The sequence below is a fragment of the Mycobacterium sp. 141 genome (assembly GCF_000382405.1).
GTDB lineage: Bacteria > Actinomycetota > Actinomycetes > Mycobacteriales > Mycobacteriaceae > Mycobacterium.
Map to the genome: position 1 here is coordinate 104270 of NZ_KB908263.1, position 15513 is coordinate 119782.

Consider the following 15513-nt stretch of genomic DNA (forward strand, 5'->3'; position numbering starts at 1 on the left):
AATGCCTCCGATTAACGCCGACGGCTCTTCTTGCGCGGCGGAGGCAGCGCCCCCTCCGCACGCAGCCGGGCAGCATGCTCGGCAAGCGCCTCGATGAGCGGTCCCACCGCCGCGGTCTCCGGCTGCACATCGACACGCAATCCGAATTCCACAGCGGTTTCAGCGGTTTTCGGCCCGATGCAGGCGACGATGGTACGCACGTGCGGCTTGCCGGCGATGCCGACAAGGTTGCGCACCGTGGAGCTCGACGTGAAGCAGACCGCGTCGAATCCGCCGGTCTTGATCATCTCGCGGATGTGCGCCGGCGGCGGCGCGGCCCGCACCGTGCGGTAGGCGGTGACATCCTCGATCTCCCAGCCACGTCCGCGCAGCCCCTCGGCCAGCGTCTCGGTGGCGATGTCGGCCCGCGGCAGCAGCACGCGGTTGACCGGATCGAAAATCTCGTCGTAGGGCGGGAACTCGTCGAGCAGGCCCAGCGAGGACTGCTCACCCGAGGGCACCAGCTCGGGGTTGATCCCGAACGCGCGCACCTTGTCCGCGGTGGCCTGTCCGACGCAGGCGATCTTGACGCCGGAGAACGCGCGGGCGTCCAGGCCGAACTCGTTGAACTTCTCCCACACCGCACGCACCGCGTTGGTCGAGGTGAACACGACCCACTGGAACCGGCCGTCGACGAGACCCTTGACCGCACGCTCCATCTGCGCGGGGCTGCGCGGCGGCTCGACCGCGATGGTCGGCACCTCGATCGGCGACGCGCCATGGCCCACGAGGCGATCGCTCATCTCGCCGGCCTGATCCTTGGTGCGTGGCACCAGCACGGTCCAGCCGTACAGCGCGCGGCTCTCCCACCAGTTCAGCTTGGCCCGGTTGGCGACGGTCTTGCCGATGGTGACGACCAGCGGTGCAGACACGGCGACCGCGGGCGCTCCGGGGTCCAAAGCGACCTGCTTCTCCAGTACACCCTTGTCGACCAGCCCGCCCAGCGTGGTCTCGACCGAGCGCTGCAGGCAGGTGGTGCCGTTGGCAGTCACCACCGCGGGGGTGGTGTCGGCCAGCCCGTATTCGATCAGCGTGCGGGCGGCATCCGGCAGGTGCGATGCGGTCGCATGCAGGATCAGCGGGCCGGGTGCGGCTGCCAACGCGGCCCAGTCGACCTCGCCGCGCACGTCGGCGACGGTGTGCGACGAACCCAGCGGCAGACCCGCATAGGTGGGCACCGCGGTGGTGTCGGGCAGGCCCGGAACGATCTCGAAGTTCAGGTGGGTCTTGGTCAGCGCACCGATCTCGGTGATCACAGCATCGATCGACAGCGGATCGCCCGCCACCAGCCGCACCACGTCGAAGCCGTGGCGAGCCTCGGCGGCCAGCGTCTTGGCCACCTCGGCCGGGTCACCCAACGCGGGCCGGATCTCCGGGCCCCCGGGGATGACGGCCGCTGCGCCGTCGGTGGACTCGGCACCGTCCGCGCCGTCGGCGGACTTCTCGGGTTCGGCGGGCGCCGGCCCCGATGCCGGGGGTAGCTCAGCGCCGACCATCGCCAGCACGGCTTCGGGTACATCGGGGTCGGTGAAGACCAATTCGGCGTGCGCCAGCACGGCTTGCGCGCGTGCTGTCAACAAGCCTGGATCCCCTGGCCCCGAACCCACGAAGGTAATGCGGCCGGGCTTCGCCTTGCGGCCTCGCATGGTCATGTCTCACTCCCGCGCTCTACCAACAGCTCGCGTGCCCCCAGTTCGAAAAGCTCCGCAGCGACCGAGACGCCAAGGTCGGCGGCCCGCTCCGGAGTTCCGATGCCGGACGCACGGATCACGTCGGATCCGTCCAGCGTCGCCACGCAGCCGCGCAACGACAGCTCCTCGAAGACATTGCCGTCCTCATCGATCGACTCGACCACTTCAGCGATCGCGCCCACCGGTGCCGAACAGCCCGCCTCCAGTTCGGCGAGCAGGACCCGTTCGGCGGTAACCGCGGCACGCGTGTCGGCGTCATCCAACTGCGCGAGCACTGCGATCAGCTCGGTGTCGCCGGCGCGGCATTCCACCGCAAGCGCACCTTGAGCCGGCGCTGGCAACATCTGCACCGGCTCGAGCGTCTCGGTGACAACGCCTAGCCGTCCGATCCGGGAAAGACCCGCCCGGGCGACCACGATGCCGTCGAGATCACCGCTCGTAACCCTGTTCAACCTGGTATCTAGGTTGCCTCGTAGGGGGCGGATTTCCAAACCGAGACCCAGTGCTCTAAGCTGTGCCGCCCGCCGCGGGCTAGAGGTGCCGATCACCGAGCCGACCGGCAACTCTCCGAGCACCAGACCGCCACGGGCCACCAGTGCGTCGCGGGGGTCTTCTCGGGGCGGGATCGCGGCGATGACGAATCGCTCGTCGGCCGCCGTCGGCAAATCTTTGTAGGAGTGCACGGCCATGTCCACACGGCCATCGTCGACGGCTTCGCGCAACGCTGCCGTGAACACGCCGACACCGATCTCGGCAATCGGCGCGCTGGAACGATCGCCGTCGGTGGAGATGATCACCAGCTCGCAGGGATGACCTGCGGCCAGCAAGGCGTCTCTGACGTGTCCGGCCTGTGTGGTCGCCAGCAGGCTACCCCGGGTGCCGATCCGGATGGCTTCAGGAGAGTTGACCAAGCTTTACTCAGACTTATCGAGTTCTGTTGTCATGAAGGGCAATTCGCTGGCCGCAACCGCGTCGACAGCCTGCGGGTCGAGCTCGAACAGCTCTCGCAGCGCCTCGGCGTAGCTGTCCCCGCCAGGTGCGCTGGCCAACTGCTTGACCCGCACCGTGGGGGCGTGCAGCAGCTTGTCGACGACCCGGCGCACGGTCTTGGCGACCTCGTCGCGGTGGGCTGCTTCCAGCCCGGGCAGCCGGTTGTCGAGCCGCAGCAACTCGGCCTCCACCACATCGGCGGCCCGTTGCCGCAGCGCGGTGACAGTCGGGGTGACCTCTGCCATCCGCTGTCCGGCCAGATAGTTGGCAACCTCGGTGGCGACGATGGTGCGGGCGGCCTCGGCGTCGGTGGCCGCGGCCCGAGCGGTGGGCTCGCGCTGGATCCGGTCCATGTCGACCACCCACAGGCCGGGCAGGCCGGCGACGGCGGGGTCGATATCGCGCGGCATGCCGAGGTCGCAGATCACCATTTGATGCTCGGGACCAGCGGCGTTGCGCTGCGCCAGCGCGTGGTGCACATCGGCCAGCGAGACCACCGGACGCACGGCGCCGGTGCTGCTCACCACGATGTCCGCGTCGGCCAGGGCCACCGCGATGTGTTCGAGGCCCAGCGCGTGCGCCTCGACGCCTTGTTCGGTAAGTGTCGCGGCGAGGCGCTTGGCGCGCGGCAACGACCGGTTGACCACGTGGACGCGTTGGATGCCGGCACGCACCAGATGTGCGCCGGCCAGCGCACCCATCGACCCGGCACCGACGACGGCCGCGGTGCGGCCGGCCAGCCCGCCGGAGAGTTTGGTCTCGGCCATGCCGAGTGCGACCGAGACCACGGACGCGCCCGCGCCGTCGATCCCAGTCTCGGAATGCACCCGCTTGCCGACGGACAGCGCCCGTTGCGCGAGCTCGTGCAGCGTGCGGCCGACGGTGTGATTGGCCTCGGCGGCGGCATACGCGCGGCGCACCTGGCCCAGTACTTGCTGTTCCCCGATGACCGCCGAATCCAGGCCGCTGGTCACCGCGAACAGATGCTCGACGGCGGCCTCGGCGTAGCGCACATAGGCGTATTTGGTCAGGTCGCCAAGACCCATCCCGGAATGTTCGGAGAGCACCTGACCGATCACCGACAGGCCACCGTGGAAGGCCTCCACCACGGCGTATACCTCGACGCGGTTGCAGGTGGACAAGACCATGGCCTCGGTGACCAGCGATGACTGAAGAACCTGGTCGATGATCTTGGTCTGGTCGGCCTCGTCCGTGCTCAACTGCTCCAGAACGGACACCGGCGCGCTGCGGTGCGAAACTCCGAACAGCAGCACGCTCACGGCTTCATCACCACATCACCTAAGGTAAACGTTTTACCTCCCGGCCACCAAATTTTACCTAGTCAGCGCGCAATCTGCTCCGTTCAGGTGGCGCCGAGATCCGCGCGCAGTTGCGCCTCGTCGACCTCCCAGTACCCGTGCTCGACGCCGTTGAGCAAGATCACCGGCAGCAGGTCGCCGTACTGTGCCCGCAACGAGGTGTCGCCCGCGGCGGCTTCGACGTCGACGTCGGTGGTCACGAGCGCGAAACCGAGCTCGTCCCGCAACGCGGCCAGCTGCTCGGCGGCTGATCCGCACAGGCTGCAGCCCGCGCGGATCAGCAACGTCACGGTGTGCCGGCCGGGTACGCCGGAATGCGGATGCTCCACACCGCCAGTATCCGGGCTCCGTGACCTAGGGTGAATCCGTGTCCGAGACCGGTAATGCCGATGCGCCCCAGGAGCTTGCTGCTGAGGCCAGCGCCGAGGTGGCGGTCACCGAGCTGGAGACCGAAGCGACCGAATCCGGCACAGGCACCACGACGGCGCTGCCCCCGCCGGACCTGACCGCAGCGGCGTTCTTCGACGTCGACAACACGTTGGTGCACGGCTCGTCCCTGGTGCACTTCGCCCGGGGGCTGGCCGCGCGCAAGTACTTCACCTACAGCGACATCCTCGGGATTGTCTACGCGCAGGCCAAGTTCCAGCTCACCGGCAAGGAGAACAGCGACGACGTCGCCGAGGGCAAACAGAAGGCCCTTGCGTTCATCGAAGGCCGGTCCACCGCCGAGCTCGCCGAGCTCGGCGAGGAGATCTACGACGAGATCATCGCCGACAAAATCTGGCCGGGCACCCGCGCGCTGGCGCAGATGCACCTCGACGCGGGCCAGCAGGTGTGGCTGGTCACCGCGACTCCGTACGAGCTGGCAGAGACCATCGCAAAACGCCTCGGACTCACCGGCGCGCTGGGCACCGTCGCCGAGTCGGTCGACGGAGTGTTCACCGGCCGGCTGGTGGGCGACATCCTGCACGGCGCGGGCAAGGCCCACGCGGTGCGCTCGCTGGCCATCCGCGAGGGCCTGAACCTGCGCCGGTGCACGGCCTATTCGGACAGTTTCAACGATGTGCCGATGCTGTCGCTGGTGGGCACGGCGGTGGCGATCAATCCCGATGCCGCGCTGCGGGACGTGGCCCGCGAACGCGGCTGGGAGATCCGCGATTTCCGCACCGCGCGCAAGGCCGCCCGGATCGGGGTGCCCTCGGCATTGGCCCTCGGCGCCCTCGGTGGTGCGCTGGCCGCGGTGGCCTCGCGGCGTCACGACTTTCGCTGAGCGACCTGGGCGCGGGGCGCGCTGATAGGCTTCGGCCCGCCAGGCACGTTTGAGCGGGAGAGCGCGAGCACATGAGTATCGCCAGCGACATCATCGGGACCCACTTTCGGTACCCCGACTATTTCGAGGTCGGCCGGGAGAAGGTCCGTGAATTCGCCAACGCGGTCAAGGACGACCATCCCGCCCACTTCACCGCGGAGGCGGCCAAGGAGTACGGTCACGACGCGGTTGTGGCGTCGGTGACCTTTCTGGCGGTGGCCGGGCGCCGGGTCCAGCTGGAACTGTTCGACAAGTTCGACATCCCGATCAACCTGGAGCGGGTGCTGCACCGGGACCAGAAGCTGATCTTCCATCGTCCGATCATGGTCGGTGACCGGCTGTGGTTCGACTCCTACCTGGACTCCGTCATCGAGTCGCACGGGACCGTGATCTGTGAGGTTCGCGCCGAGGTGACCGACGACGACGGCAAACCGGTGGCCACCAGCATCGTCACGATGCTGGGCGAAGCCGCGCACCCCGACGAGGCGGGTGAGATCAGCTCGCAGATCGCCGCGGCGCGCGACGCCGCGATCGCCAAGATGATTGCTGGGCAAAACGCCTGAGCGTGCCTCACCATCCCCCGCGAGAAGACGTGTAGGTACCCCGACACGCCGTTTTTCGGGTACTGCAGTGTCTGCTCGGCGGAGAAAAGTCAGCCGAAGAACATGTTCCGGCGGCCGGCCAGCAGCTGGTAGAGCGTCTGCTGAATGGTCTCGCGAACCTGGTCGGTCAGCTCGAAGGTGACCATCGGATCGTCGGCCGCACTCTCGTCGTAGCCCGCCGTCGCGATCGGCTCCCCGAACTGGATGTGCCACTTGGACGGCAGCGGGACCAGCCCGGCCGGACCGGCCAGCGGGAACAACGGCGTGACCGGGAAGTACGGCAGGCCCAGCAACCGGGCGAGCAACTTCACGTCGGCGACCATGGGGTAGATCTCCTCGGAGCCCACGATCGAGCACGGCACGATGGGTGCCTTGGCCCGCAGCGCCGCGGAAACGAAGCCGCCACGGCCGAAACGCTGCAGCTTGTAACGGTCTTTGAAGTTCTTGCCCAGGCCCTTGAAGCCTTCCGGGAACACCGCGGTGAGCTCGCCGTTGGCCAACAGCCGGTGTGCATCGGTGGTGCAAGCCACGGTGTGACCCGCCTTGCGGGCGAGCTGGCCCAGCATCGGCAGGTCGAAAACCAGGTCGGCGGCAAGCAGTCGCAGATCGCGGTGCGCAGGGTGGTGGTCGTGCACCGCCACCGAAGTCATCAGCCCGTCGAACGGCAACACCCCGGCGTGGTTGGCGACGATCAGCGCGGCGCCGGTCTCGGGCAGGTTCTCGATACCGGACACCTCGACCCGGAACCATGACCGGAAAAGTACTCTCAGCAAAGGCAGAAAGATAGCGTTGGTGAGGTGTTCGTCGAAGCCGAACTCGTCGACGGCGTAGTCGCCGGCCATCCGTTTGCGGACGAATTCGCCCACCGCGGCGATCTGCCTGGCAAGCTCGGTCGGGGTGTCGTCGACGATCGGCGCACCCGACGCGAAGCCCCGTCGTTCGTCGATCTCACGCACCACGGCCGCGAGCTGTTCTGCGGATGCGTGCATGCCGGGATCAGCCAGCACAGACGGATGCCGCCGAGCGCTCTCGGACCGTTGAGCCATCCGGCGCGCTGCTGTCGCGCGATTTGAATTCCCATGTAGCGGAATGACTTTGGCCTTAGGTTCGCCCGCCACGTCGATACCTTCTCCCCACCCCGGTAAAGCTGATAGTCATCGTCCCCAACGCTGCGCCATCGCCACGGCGCTACTCTCCATCGAGCGTACCCATCGCGGGTCGAGGATCGATGTCAAACCACGACCCCGGACGTAATCGTCGAATGCCTCGGCCGTCGTCCACTTTGGACTGTAGCCCAGATCCCTGTGCATACGCGCAGTGTCCATGACCCGGCCGTAGCTGAGATAGTTCAGCTGTTCCCGGTCGAGTTCGGTGCTGTGGGTCGCCCGGCTCAGCGAATCCGCAACGGCCAGTGCCGAACGTGGCACCGGCAGTGGCAGCCGGCCCGATCGACGGATGGCCTGGCTCATCATGATGATGCCCGAGCCACCGATGTTGAACGTGCCGGGCCTACCCGCGACCGTGGCCCGCTCCAATGCCCCCAGCGCGTCCTGCTCGTGCAACAGCTGCAGCCGGGCGTCATGCCCGATCACCGTGGGCACGACCGGGCCGGCCAGGTACCGCGACAGCGCGGTGTCCATCGCGGGCCCGATCATGTTGGCAAGCCGCAGGATGGTCACCGCGATATCGGGACGCCGCCGGGCCAGCCCGCGGGCATACCCCTCGATGTCGATGCTGTCGCGCGCGAACCCTTCGCCGGGCGGCCGGCGGGCGCTGGTGTCCTCGGTGAACATCACCGGGTCGCGAGAACTCGAGCCGTACACCTCGGAGGTCGACTTCAGCACCACCCGGCGTACCGACGGTGTCTTCTGACAAGCTGCGAACAGCTGGATCGCACCCATCACGTTGAGTTCCTTCAACGTGGCTCGGCCGCCGGATCGGGGCGCGTACGACGCAGCCGCGGCATGCACCACGGTGTCGACGTCCCCGTTCCGGATCACCTTGGCGATGAACGGGTTACGGATATCGGCCCGGACGAACTCGGCCCGACCCATCCGACGGAGCAGATCCTTGCTCGGCGTGATCGCGTCTACCGCGATCACATGGCTGATCAACGGATTCTGCGCCAGCCTCGCGGTCAGATAACCGCCGAGGAACCGGCAGGCCCCCGTGACCAGAACCACCTTGGGATGGGGCGCCGCGTCGGTGGATTCTGTGCCACCTGAACCACCGGTGTTGCCTGGCGAGCGCCCTCGACCATCAGAATCCATCGACTTAGCCTAACGGCCGGGCCTGAAAGCTACTTGCCGAGCTTTCTGCGCTGCACCCGAGTGCGTCGAAGCAGCTTGCGGTGCTTCTTCTTCGACATGCGCTTACGACGCTTCTTGATGACTGAACCCATAAATCCCGGTGACTCCGCTACCTAGACAGCTATTGGTTGACCCGGTCACTTTACCCGGGTCAACCAGGGAAACAGAAAACGGCTGCCGCTTAGCCCGCGTCGAAGTAGGAGGTCTCCAGCAGATCGTGGACCGCCTTGGCATGCACGCGGAACGAGCGCCCCACCCGTACCGCAGGCAACTCGCCGTTGTGCACCAACCGGTACACCGTCATCTTCGACACCCTCATCAGGTTCGCCACCTCGGCGACTGTGAGAAATTGAGCTCGAGGCTGACCGTCGCCAGCCGAATCCCGCGCCGATGGCCCGTTCATAGACGTCATCGCAACCCAATCAATCAGGCACGGACAGTTCCAGCGGCTTCCCCACCGCTGGCACCAATCCGCGCATACAAAGGGAGAATAGCGTGGCAGGTGGGGTTACTGCGACGGGTGTGGGCTAATCCGTCGGAAATTACCTAATTACTCTGCTGTAATTCCTAGCTGCTCAGAACGTGTTTTCGCAGCCTCGACGGCGTTGGCCAGAGCCGCCCGGAACCCGCCGCGCTCGAGTTCACGCAGCCCAGCGGCAGTGGTGCCGGCCGGGGAGGTCACCATGGCGCGCAGCGACGCAGCCGTGGTGTCCAGCGCGGCGCCTCCGGCGGCATTCACCTCATCGAGGCGTTCCAGCAGCATCGCGGCCGATCCGGCCATCGTCTGAACCACCAGATCCGTCGCCACCGCACGCGACAACCCGGACGCCACGCCGGCATCCACGAGTGCCTCGACCATCAGGAAGAAGTACGCCGGCCCAGAACCCGAGACCGCCGTGACGGCGTCCAGTTGCGCCTCGGCGACGGTGATGACCCCGCCGACGGCGTCGAAGATTGCCGCGACCTCTTTGAGCTGTTCGGGGGTGGCGAATCGCCCGGGAGCCATCGCGCTGATGCCGCCGCCGACCAGGATGGGCGTATTGGGCATGACGCGGATCACGGGTGCTCCAGCGGGCAGTTTGGCCTCGTAGAAGGGGGTGCCCACGCCTGCGGCGATGGAGACGAACACCTGCTCGGTCTCACCCTCGGCCTGTGCCGCGACGCCGGCGATCTCGTCGACCACGGATTCCACATCGCTGGGCTTGACCGCGACGACGACGTAGGCGGCGTTATCCGCGGCGTCGGCCACTGAGGTGACCAGCACCGAGTACTTCTCCGCCAGATACTTGGCCCGGTCGGGATGCTTCTCGGCGACCACCAGATCCTTGACCTGCCGCCCAGCCCGTAACAAGCCGGACAGCAGGGCTTCGCCCATGCTTCCGCCACCGATGATCGCGATTCTCGACATGGGCCACAGCATTGCATGACCGACCGCGGACCGAACCGACGCCTCAGCGCATCAGATGGGCCCGGGCGAACTGCAGTGACTCGGTCAACAGCGCGTCCCGCTCGGTGGTCGTGCGTGCGCTGGACGTGGTGACCTCCAGGATCACGTGCCCCGAGAAATCCCCACCCGCCAGCATCTGGCACACCTCGGCGGTGGGCTGGGTACCGCGGCCGGGGACCAGGTGCTCGTCGGTTGATGCGCCGTTGCCGTCGCACAGGTGCAGATGCACCAACCCGTCACCCATCCGGCGGGCCATGTCCAGTGCGTCGGTGCCCGCGGTCGCACTGTGGCTGAGGTCGAGCGTGTAGTGGGCGTGATTGCCGTCCAGCGGGTCGTAGGACGGAGCGAACGCGGAGATGCCGGGTCCTGGCTTACCGCCGCGCTTTCGCATCCTCTCGATGGACGTTGAGCCCGCGCCGAAGAAGCGGTCGGAGCGAAACGGGAACATGTTCTCCACCGCGATCATCACGTCGCTGTCGGCCTCAAGCGCCGCCACCTGCTCGCTGAATCCGTCGGCGTAGCGGCGCTGCCAGCGGAATGGCGGATGCACCACGACGGTCTGGGCACCCAGCTGTTCGGCGGCGCGCACGCTGCGTTCGAGCTTGGGTATCGGATTGGCACCCCACACGCGCTGGGAGATCAGCAGGCACGGCGCATGCACCGACAGCACCGGCATGTCGTAGCGAGTGGACATGGCCGCAATGGCTTCTATGTCCTGGCTGACGGATTCCGCCCACACCATGAGTTCGACGCCGTCGTACCCGAGCCGGGCCGCGTGTTCGAAAGCGGCCTCGGTCCTCAGTGGATAGACCGAGGCAGTGGACAGGCCGACCTTGATGGCAGGGCGCACGAGGTAACTGTCTACCGGCTTATCAGCTCGCCTGCAGTAGTGCCAGAGGCCCGAACGTGACTAGCGCACCCACGGCCACCGCGGTCAGGGTGCTGCCGATGTCCTCGGTCTTGCGGACCACCCGCACTCCCCCGGCCAGGCCGAGAATGACCAGGACGCCGAGCATCAGCGCGACGATGGTGTTCCACTTCCACAGCTGATCGAACGCGATGAACAGGCCGGCCCCGAAGGCCACCGCGATGATGCACTGACCGACCACCCACAAGCCTCGCACCACAGTCGAGCCGCCCGATGCGGTCCCGGAGTCATCTTCATCGTGTTCATCGTGCTCGTCGAGATCGTGGGTTTCGTCGGGCTCGGCGTCGTCGTCGGGCTCATCGTGCTCGTCACGGTCGTCGAGATCGATGTCCTCGGGCCCGGGGCCGCGCCGACGGTCCACGTCTTCGGCGACTGACTGGCCGCCGAAGAGCGGACCCAGCGTAGAGCCCAGATACGTGGGCCGGTTGTCGTCTTCGGTGGAATCGTCGTCGTCTTCTGTCTCGTCCAGGAAATCCGGACTCATGCGCTCGGCCCCGGTGCCCGACGGCCGGTAGTCACGCAGCGCACTCTGGTACTGCGGTCGGCGCGTGCTCGGCTTGAACTCGACCGGCTCCGGATCGGCGTCGCGCGCCTCCAGGTGGGCCTGGTAGTCGCTTTCCGCGTCGGTCACCGCATCGGCCGGGACCTCGGACTGCGCTTCCGCGTCGTCGGTCTCGTCGGTCGCGTCAGTCCCATCGGCCTCGTCGGACTCGGACGGGACGACACTGACCACCTCGGCGTCATCCGGCGCGGTCGGCTGCTTCGTCTCGTTCGTCTCGGCAGGCTGCTCCGCGGGAGATTCCTCCGGCTCGTCGGCCCGTTCTACGACGATCGGGATCTCACCGGTGAGTTCGGCGACCGTCACGGCGTCGCTGTTGCCCCGGCGCCGCCGCCGGCGTCCGCCGACGGGCGGCGCGCCGATGGTGCCGTTCTTTGCCAGCAGTTCCGCAACCGAGATCGGCCGGGTGGCGAGGCTGTCTTCTGGTCCAGTCATGTCCTGTATTGCCTTTGGGGCTAGCTATTCCTAACGTCCAACATCCCGCGTCGGTGTCTGCACCAGGGCGGTGCCGTCGGCCTCGCTGTCGAGTTTCCGCAGAATCAGCCCCTCCCGCAACGCCCACGGGCAAATATCGACTGATTCGACTTCGAGGGCCCGCATGCTGGCTTCAGCTACCAAAGCTCCGGCCACGATCTGTGGCGCCCGCTCGGCACTCACCCCTTCCAGTTCGGCACGGTCTGCCGCCGTCATCCTAGAGATGAAAGCTATGAGCTGTCTTAATCCGGCCGCGGTGAGTGTCCGCTTGACCCGCGGGCCCGCCCCCGAGGGTGCCGAACCCGTCAATCTGGCCAGTGATCGGAAGGTCTTCGAGGTGGCCACAGCCAGATCAGGACGACCGGCGGCGCCCATGGTCGTGCCGGCCTCGGACAGCTCGGTCGCGAGCCAATCCCGCAGCATCGCGACACGACGCCGGCCGGGTGGATCGTCGGGCAACCACTCCCGGGTCAACCGGCCTGCGCCCAGCGGCAGCGAGAGCGCCACCTCGGGCTCCTCGTCGACACCGCTGGAAAGTTCCAGCGAACCGCCGCCGATGTCGATGTTGACGATCCGGCCCGCACTCCAGCCGTACCAGCGGCGCACCGCCAGGAACGTCAGCCGGGATTCGTCTACCCCGCTGAGCACGCGCAGGCTGACGCCGGTCTCCGACCGCACCCTGGCCAGCACGTCCTCGGAATTGGTGGCATCGCGCACCGCCGACGTGGCAAACGTCATGAGCTCGGCGCATCCGGAGCTGGTGGCGATTTTGGCGAACTCGTCGACGGTCTCGATCAGCTTGTCCGCACCGCGCCGGGTGAGCTTGCCGGACGAGTCGATGGCCTCGGCCAGCCGCAATGCCGCCTTGGTCGAACTCATCGGGGTCGGATGGCCACCGCGATGAGCGTCCACCACGAGTAGATGGACCGTGTTACTGCCCACATCGAGCACGCCTAACCGCACGCCCCAAACCTATCGGGTGACCTGTCGGCTTCCGTGCCCGGTACCGCCGAGACGCGATCGCGAAATAAGTCGGGTTCAGCCGGATACGAGTAGCGTTTCCGACCGTGACGGACGTGCATCCCGGGGAAGTCGAACTGGACTTTGCGCGCGAGTGGGTGGAGTTCTACGACCCCGACGACGCGGAGCATCTCATCGCGGCCGACATGACCTGGTTGTTGTCCCGCTGGACGTGCGTGTTCGGTACACCGGCCTGCCAGGGCACGGTGGCCGGCCGCCCCGATGACGGGTGCTGCTCGCACGGTGCGTTCCTGTCCGACGACGACGATCGGGCCCGGCTCGATGACGCGGTCAAACAGCTCACCGATTCCGATTGGCAGTTCCGCGACAAGGGTTTGGGGCGCAAGGGCTATCTGGAAGACGACGAGTACGACGGCCAGCCCAATCTGCGCACCCGAAAGTACAAGGGCGCCTGCATCTTCCTGAATCGGCCCGGTTTCCCGGGCGGGATCGGCTGCGCGCTGCACAGCAAGGCGCTCAAGATCGGCGTCGAACCGCTGACGATGAAGCCTGATGTGTGCTGGCAGTTGCCGATTCGGCGCAGTCAGGACTGGCTGACCCGGCCCGACGGCACACAGGTGCTGCGGACCGTCATCACCGAGTACGACCGGCGCGGCTGGGGCGAGGGCGGCGCGGATCTGCACTGGTACTGCACCGGCGATCCGGCCGCGCACGTCGGCACCAAACAGGTGTGGGAGTCCTACGCACCCGAACTGACGGCACTCCTCGGCGAGAAGGCCTATGCGGAGCTGGCCGCAATGTGCAAGCGGCGCAGCAGCTTGGGGCTCATTGCGATCCACCCGGCCACCCGCGCGGCCGAGTAGGAGCCGGCCTCAGCCCTCCAGCTTGTAACCCAGCCCGCGCACCGTGACCAGATGCACCGGGTTGGCCGGATCGGCCTCGATCTTGGAGCGCAGCCGCTTGACATGCACGTCAAGGGTTTTGGTGTCGCCGACGTAGTCGGCACCCCACACGCGGTCGATGAGCTGACCGCGGGTGAGTACTCGGCCGCTGTTGCGCATCAGGTATTCGAGCAGGTCGAATTCCTTGAGCGGCAACGTGATCTGCTCCCCGTTGACGCTGACCACGTGGCGTTCGACATCCATGCGGACCGGGCCGGCTTCCAGCACGCCGTCGCCGGCTGCTGTGTCGTCGGAGTCCGATCCGCGGCGCAGCACGGCCCGGATCCGCGCGATCAGCTCACGCGCCGAATACGGCTTGGTGACATAGTCGTCGGCGCCCAGTTCGAGCCCCACGACCTTGTCGATCTCACTGTCCCGGGCGGTCACCATGATCACCGGCACGCTCGAGCGGGACCGCAGCTGCTTGCAGACGTCGGTGCCGCTCATCCCCGGCAGCATCAGGTCCAGCAGCACGATATCGGCGCCGGAACGGTCGAATTCGGCTAGGGCGGAAGGACCGTCGGCCACCACGGTGGTCTCGAAACCCTCCTTGCGGAGCAGGAATGCCAGGGGATCGGCCAGCGACTCCTCGTCCTCAACGATCAACACGCTGGTCATCGAAGTAATCGGTCCTCTCATTAGGCTACATCGTCGGATTCATCGTGATATCGGTCGTGATGGGGGTACGCGGGGATCGACAACGTGAACGTCGACCCGGTTCCCGGCTGACTCCACAGCCGGATCGTTCCGTTGTGATTGGCCGCCACATGTTTGACGATGGCCAACCCGAGTCCGGTGCCGCCGGTGGCCCGTGACCGCGCCTTGTCCACCCGGAAGAACCGCTCGAACACCCGCTCCTGGTCGGCCTTGGCGATGCCGATCCCACGGTCGGTCACCGCGATCTCGACGTTGCCCCCGCGCCGGCGGCGGCTGATGGACACACCGGAACCGTTAGGCGAGTACGCAATCGCATTGGAGACCAGGTTGGCGATGGCGGTCACCAGCAGGGCTTCGTCGCCCAGCACCCGGTAACCGGTCGGGGCGTCGGTGGTGATGGAGATGTCGGCGTTGTCGGCGGCCACCTTGTGCCGGGACAACGCCTCGGCCACCACGGTGTCGACGTCGACGGCGTCCAGGTCGGGCAGCCGTTCGCCACCCTGCAGCCGGGACAGCTCGATGAGCTCGCCCACCATGTCGGCGAGCCGGTGTGATTCGGCGAGCATCTTGTTGGCGAAGTGCCGCACGGTGTCAGGGTCGTCAGCCGAGGCCAGCAGGGCTTCGGCCAGCACGCCCAGCGCCCCCACCGGGGTCTTCAGCTCGTGACTGACGTTGGCCACGAAATCACGCCGAGTCGCTTCCATTCTCGCGTGCTCGGACTGGTCGTCGGCATAGACGACGGCGAACCGCCGGTCGTGGTCGGTGAGCAGTTTGACCGTGCCTCGCACCGAGAGGCCCGACCGGCCCGGGTTGGCCACCTTGCGGGGTGAGAGGTCGACCTCGATGTCGTGACCGGTGGCGAACATCTGCTCGGCAGCGCGCCAGGCCCGTTCGTCGAGCAGACGGTCTCGCACCACGCCCAGCTCATCGGCCCGGTCGTTGGTGTAGACCACGTCGTTGAACGTGTCGACCACCACGATGCCGACCGGTGAGAGCGACACGATGTGCTGCAGCATCTGCGAGACGGTCAGACCGGCCTCGTCGGCGGCCTGCAGGTCTCGTCCGGCCCTGATCCGCGGTATCAGCCCGGCTCCGATGCCCAGCCCCAGGGCCAACGCAAGCGCTGCGACGACCACAGTCAGCAATAGCGCCGACACAACACCCACGCAAAAATCGTACGCATCCGGTGAAAGTCATCCCAGCAGAGTGCAGCCAAATCGGGACAAGTCACACAACCAAACACAACAGTTCGGTCTATGTTTACCGG

General features: G+C 66.9%; 17 protein-coding genes. 3 read left to right on the forward strand and 14 right to left on the reverse strand.

Features of this window, described 5'->3' with window-relative positions; all coding sequences use genetic code 11:
* Nucleotides 1–11: 11 nt before the first annotated feature.
* From H276_RS0113835 to H276_RS0113850, 4 genes are all read right to left on the reverse strand, one after another.
* Complete coding sequence (locus H276_RS0113835) at nt 12–1691, reverse strand: bifunctional uroporphyrinogen-III C-methyltransferase/uroporphyrinogen-III synthase (RefSeq protein WP_026356980.1); 1680 nt, start codon at nt 1689–1691, stop codon at nt 12–14.
* On the reverse strand, nt 1688–2620 hold the full coding sequence (gene hemC / locus H276_RS0113840) for a hydroxymethylbilane synthase (protein ID WP_196807916.1): 933 nt from the start codon (nt 2618–2620) through the stop codon (nt 1688–1690). Before hemC ends, H276_RS0113835 begins: the two co-directional genes overlap by 4 nt.
* A 24-nt stretch (nt 2621–2644) precedes the next feature.
* Nucleotides 2645–4000: a glutamyl-tRNA reductase gene (locus H276_RS0113845; RefSeq protein ID WP_019971907.1), complete on the reverse strand. Its 1356-nt coding sequence runs from the start codon at nt 3998–4000 to the stop codon at nt 2645–2647.
* Nucleotides 4001–4083: 83 nt separating this feature from the next.
* Nucleotides 4084–4368, reverse strand: coding sequence for a glutaredoxin family protein (locus H276_RS0113850; RefSeq protein ID WP_019971908.1), 285 nt, complete (start codon nt 4366–4368; stop codon nt 4084–4086).
* A 38-nt stretch (nt 4369–4406) separates the two neighbouring features.
* Here H276_RS0113850 and H276_RS0113855 point away from each other — a divergent pair, with 38 nt between their 5' ends.
* Both H276_RS0113855 and H276_RS0113860 read left to right on the forward strand, forming a co-directional pair.
* The gene (locus H276_RS0113855; protein ID WP_019971909.1) at nt 4407–5309 is read left to right on the forward strand and encodes an HAD family phosphatase; all 903 of its coding nucleotides are present in this window, start codon (nt 4407–4409) and stop codon (nt 5307–5309) included.
* A 71-nt stretch (nt 5310–5380) separates the two neighbouring features.
* Entirely contained in the window at nt 5381–5911 is a 531-nt protein-coding gene (locus tag H276_RS0113860; RefSeq protein WP_019971910.1) for a MaoC family dehydratase N-terminal domain-containing protein, read from the forward strand.
* 89 nt (nt 5912–6000) lie between these two features.
* On the opposite strand, the gene H276_RS0113865 is transcribed toward H276_RS0113860, so the two are convergent.
* From H276_RS0113865 to H276_RS0113895, 8 genes are all read right to left on the reverse strand, one after another.
* A complete protein-coding gene (locus H276_RS0113865; protein ID WP_231376677.1) occupies nt 6001–7074 on the reverse strand; it encodes a lysophospholipid acyltransferase family protein in 1074 nt (357 codons plus the stop codon).
* A 30-nt stretch (nt 7075–7104) separates the two neighbouring features.
* Complete coding sequence (locus H276_RS0113870) at nt 7105–8220, reverse strand: SDR family oxidoreductase (protein WP_026356982.1); 1116 nt, start codon at nt 8218–8220, stop codon at nt 7105–7107.
* A 29-nt stretch (nt 8221–8249) separates the two neighbouring features.
* Nucleotides 8250–8351 carry a 30S ribosomal protein bS22 gene (locus H276_RS24125; protein ID WP_003402602.1) on the reverse strand — a complete coding sequence of 34 codons (102 nt, stop codon included), beginning with the start codon at nt 8349–8351 and terminating at the stop codon, nt 8250–8252.
* Nucleotides 8352–8440: 89 nt separating this feature from the next.
* Nucleotides 8441–8671, reverse strand: coding sequence for a cell division/environmental response transcriptional regulator (locus H276_RS0113875; protein WP_026256699.1), 231 nt, complete (start codon nt 8669–8671; stop codon nt 8441–8443).
* Nucleotides 8672–8809: 138 nt separating this feature from the next.
* Nucleotides 8810–9667: a pyrroline-5-carboxylate reductase gene (gene proC, locus H276_RS0113880; protein WP_155943090.1), complete on the reverse strand. Its 858-nt coding sequence runs from the start codon at nt 9665–9667 to the stop codon at nt 8810–8812.
* A 43-nt stretch (nt 9668–9710) separates the two neighbouring features.
* On the reverse strand, nt 9711–10556 hold the full coding sequence (locus H276_RS0113885; protein ID WP_019971914.1) for a sugar phosphate isomerase/epimerase: 846 nt from the start codon (nt 10554–10556) through the stop codon (nt 9711–9713).
* Nucleotides 10557–10578: 22 nt separating this feature from the next.
* The gene (locus tag H276_RS0113890; protein ID WP_019971915.1) at nt 10579–11628 is read right to left on the reverse strand and encodes a hypothetical protein; all 1050 of its coding nucleotides are present in this window, start codon (nt 11626–11628) and stop codon (nt 10579–10581) included.
* 30 nt (nt 11629–11658) lie between these two features.
* Nucleotides 11659–12630, reverse strand: a complete 972-nt coding sequence (locus H276_RS0113895; protein WP_026356983.1) for a Ppx/GppA phosphatase family protein — start codon at nt 12628–12630, stop codon at nt 11659–11661.
* A gap of 104 nt (nt 12631–12734) precedes the next feature.
* Here H276_RS0113895 and H276_RS0113900 point away from each other — a divergent pair, with 104 nt between their 5' ends.
* Nucleotides 12735–13511, forward strand: a complete 777-nt coding sequence (locus H276_RS0113900) for a hypothetical protein (RefSeq protein ID WP_019971917.1) — start codon at nt 12735–12737, stop codon at nt 13509–13511.
* Between the two features lie 9 nt (nt 13512–13520).
* Here H276_RS0113900 and regX read toward each other — a convergent pair whose 3' ends face one another.
* Together regX and H276_RS0113910 are read right to left on the reverse strand one after the other, a co-directional pair.
* Nucleotides 13521–14207 (reverse strand): two-component sensory transduction protein RegX, encoded by a 687-nt coding sequence (regX, locus tag H276_RS0113905; RefSeq protein ID WP_019971918.1) that lies wholly within the window; start codon nt 14205–14207, stop codon nt 13521–13523.
* A gap of 20 nt (nt 14208–14227) precedes the next feature.
* Nucleotides 14228–15412 carry an ATP-binding protein gene (locus H276_RS0113910; protein WP_019971919.1) on the reverse strand — a complete coding sequence of 395 codons (1185 nt, stop codon included), beginning with the start codon at nt 15410–15412 and terminating at the stop codon, nt 14228–14230.
* Nucleotides 15413–15513 lie beyond the last annotated feature (101 nt).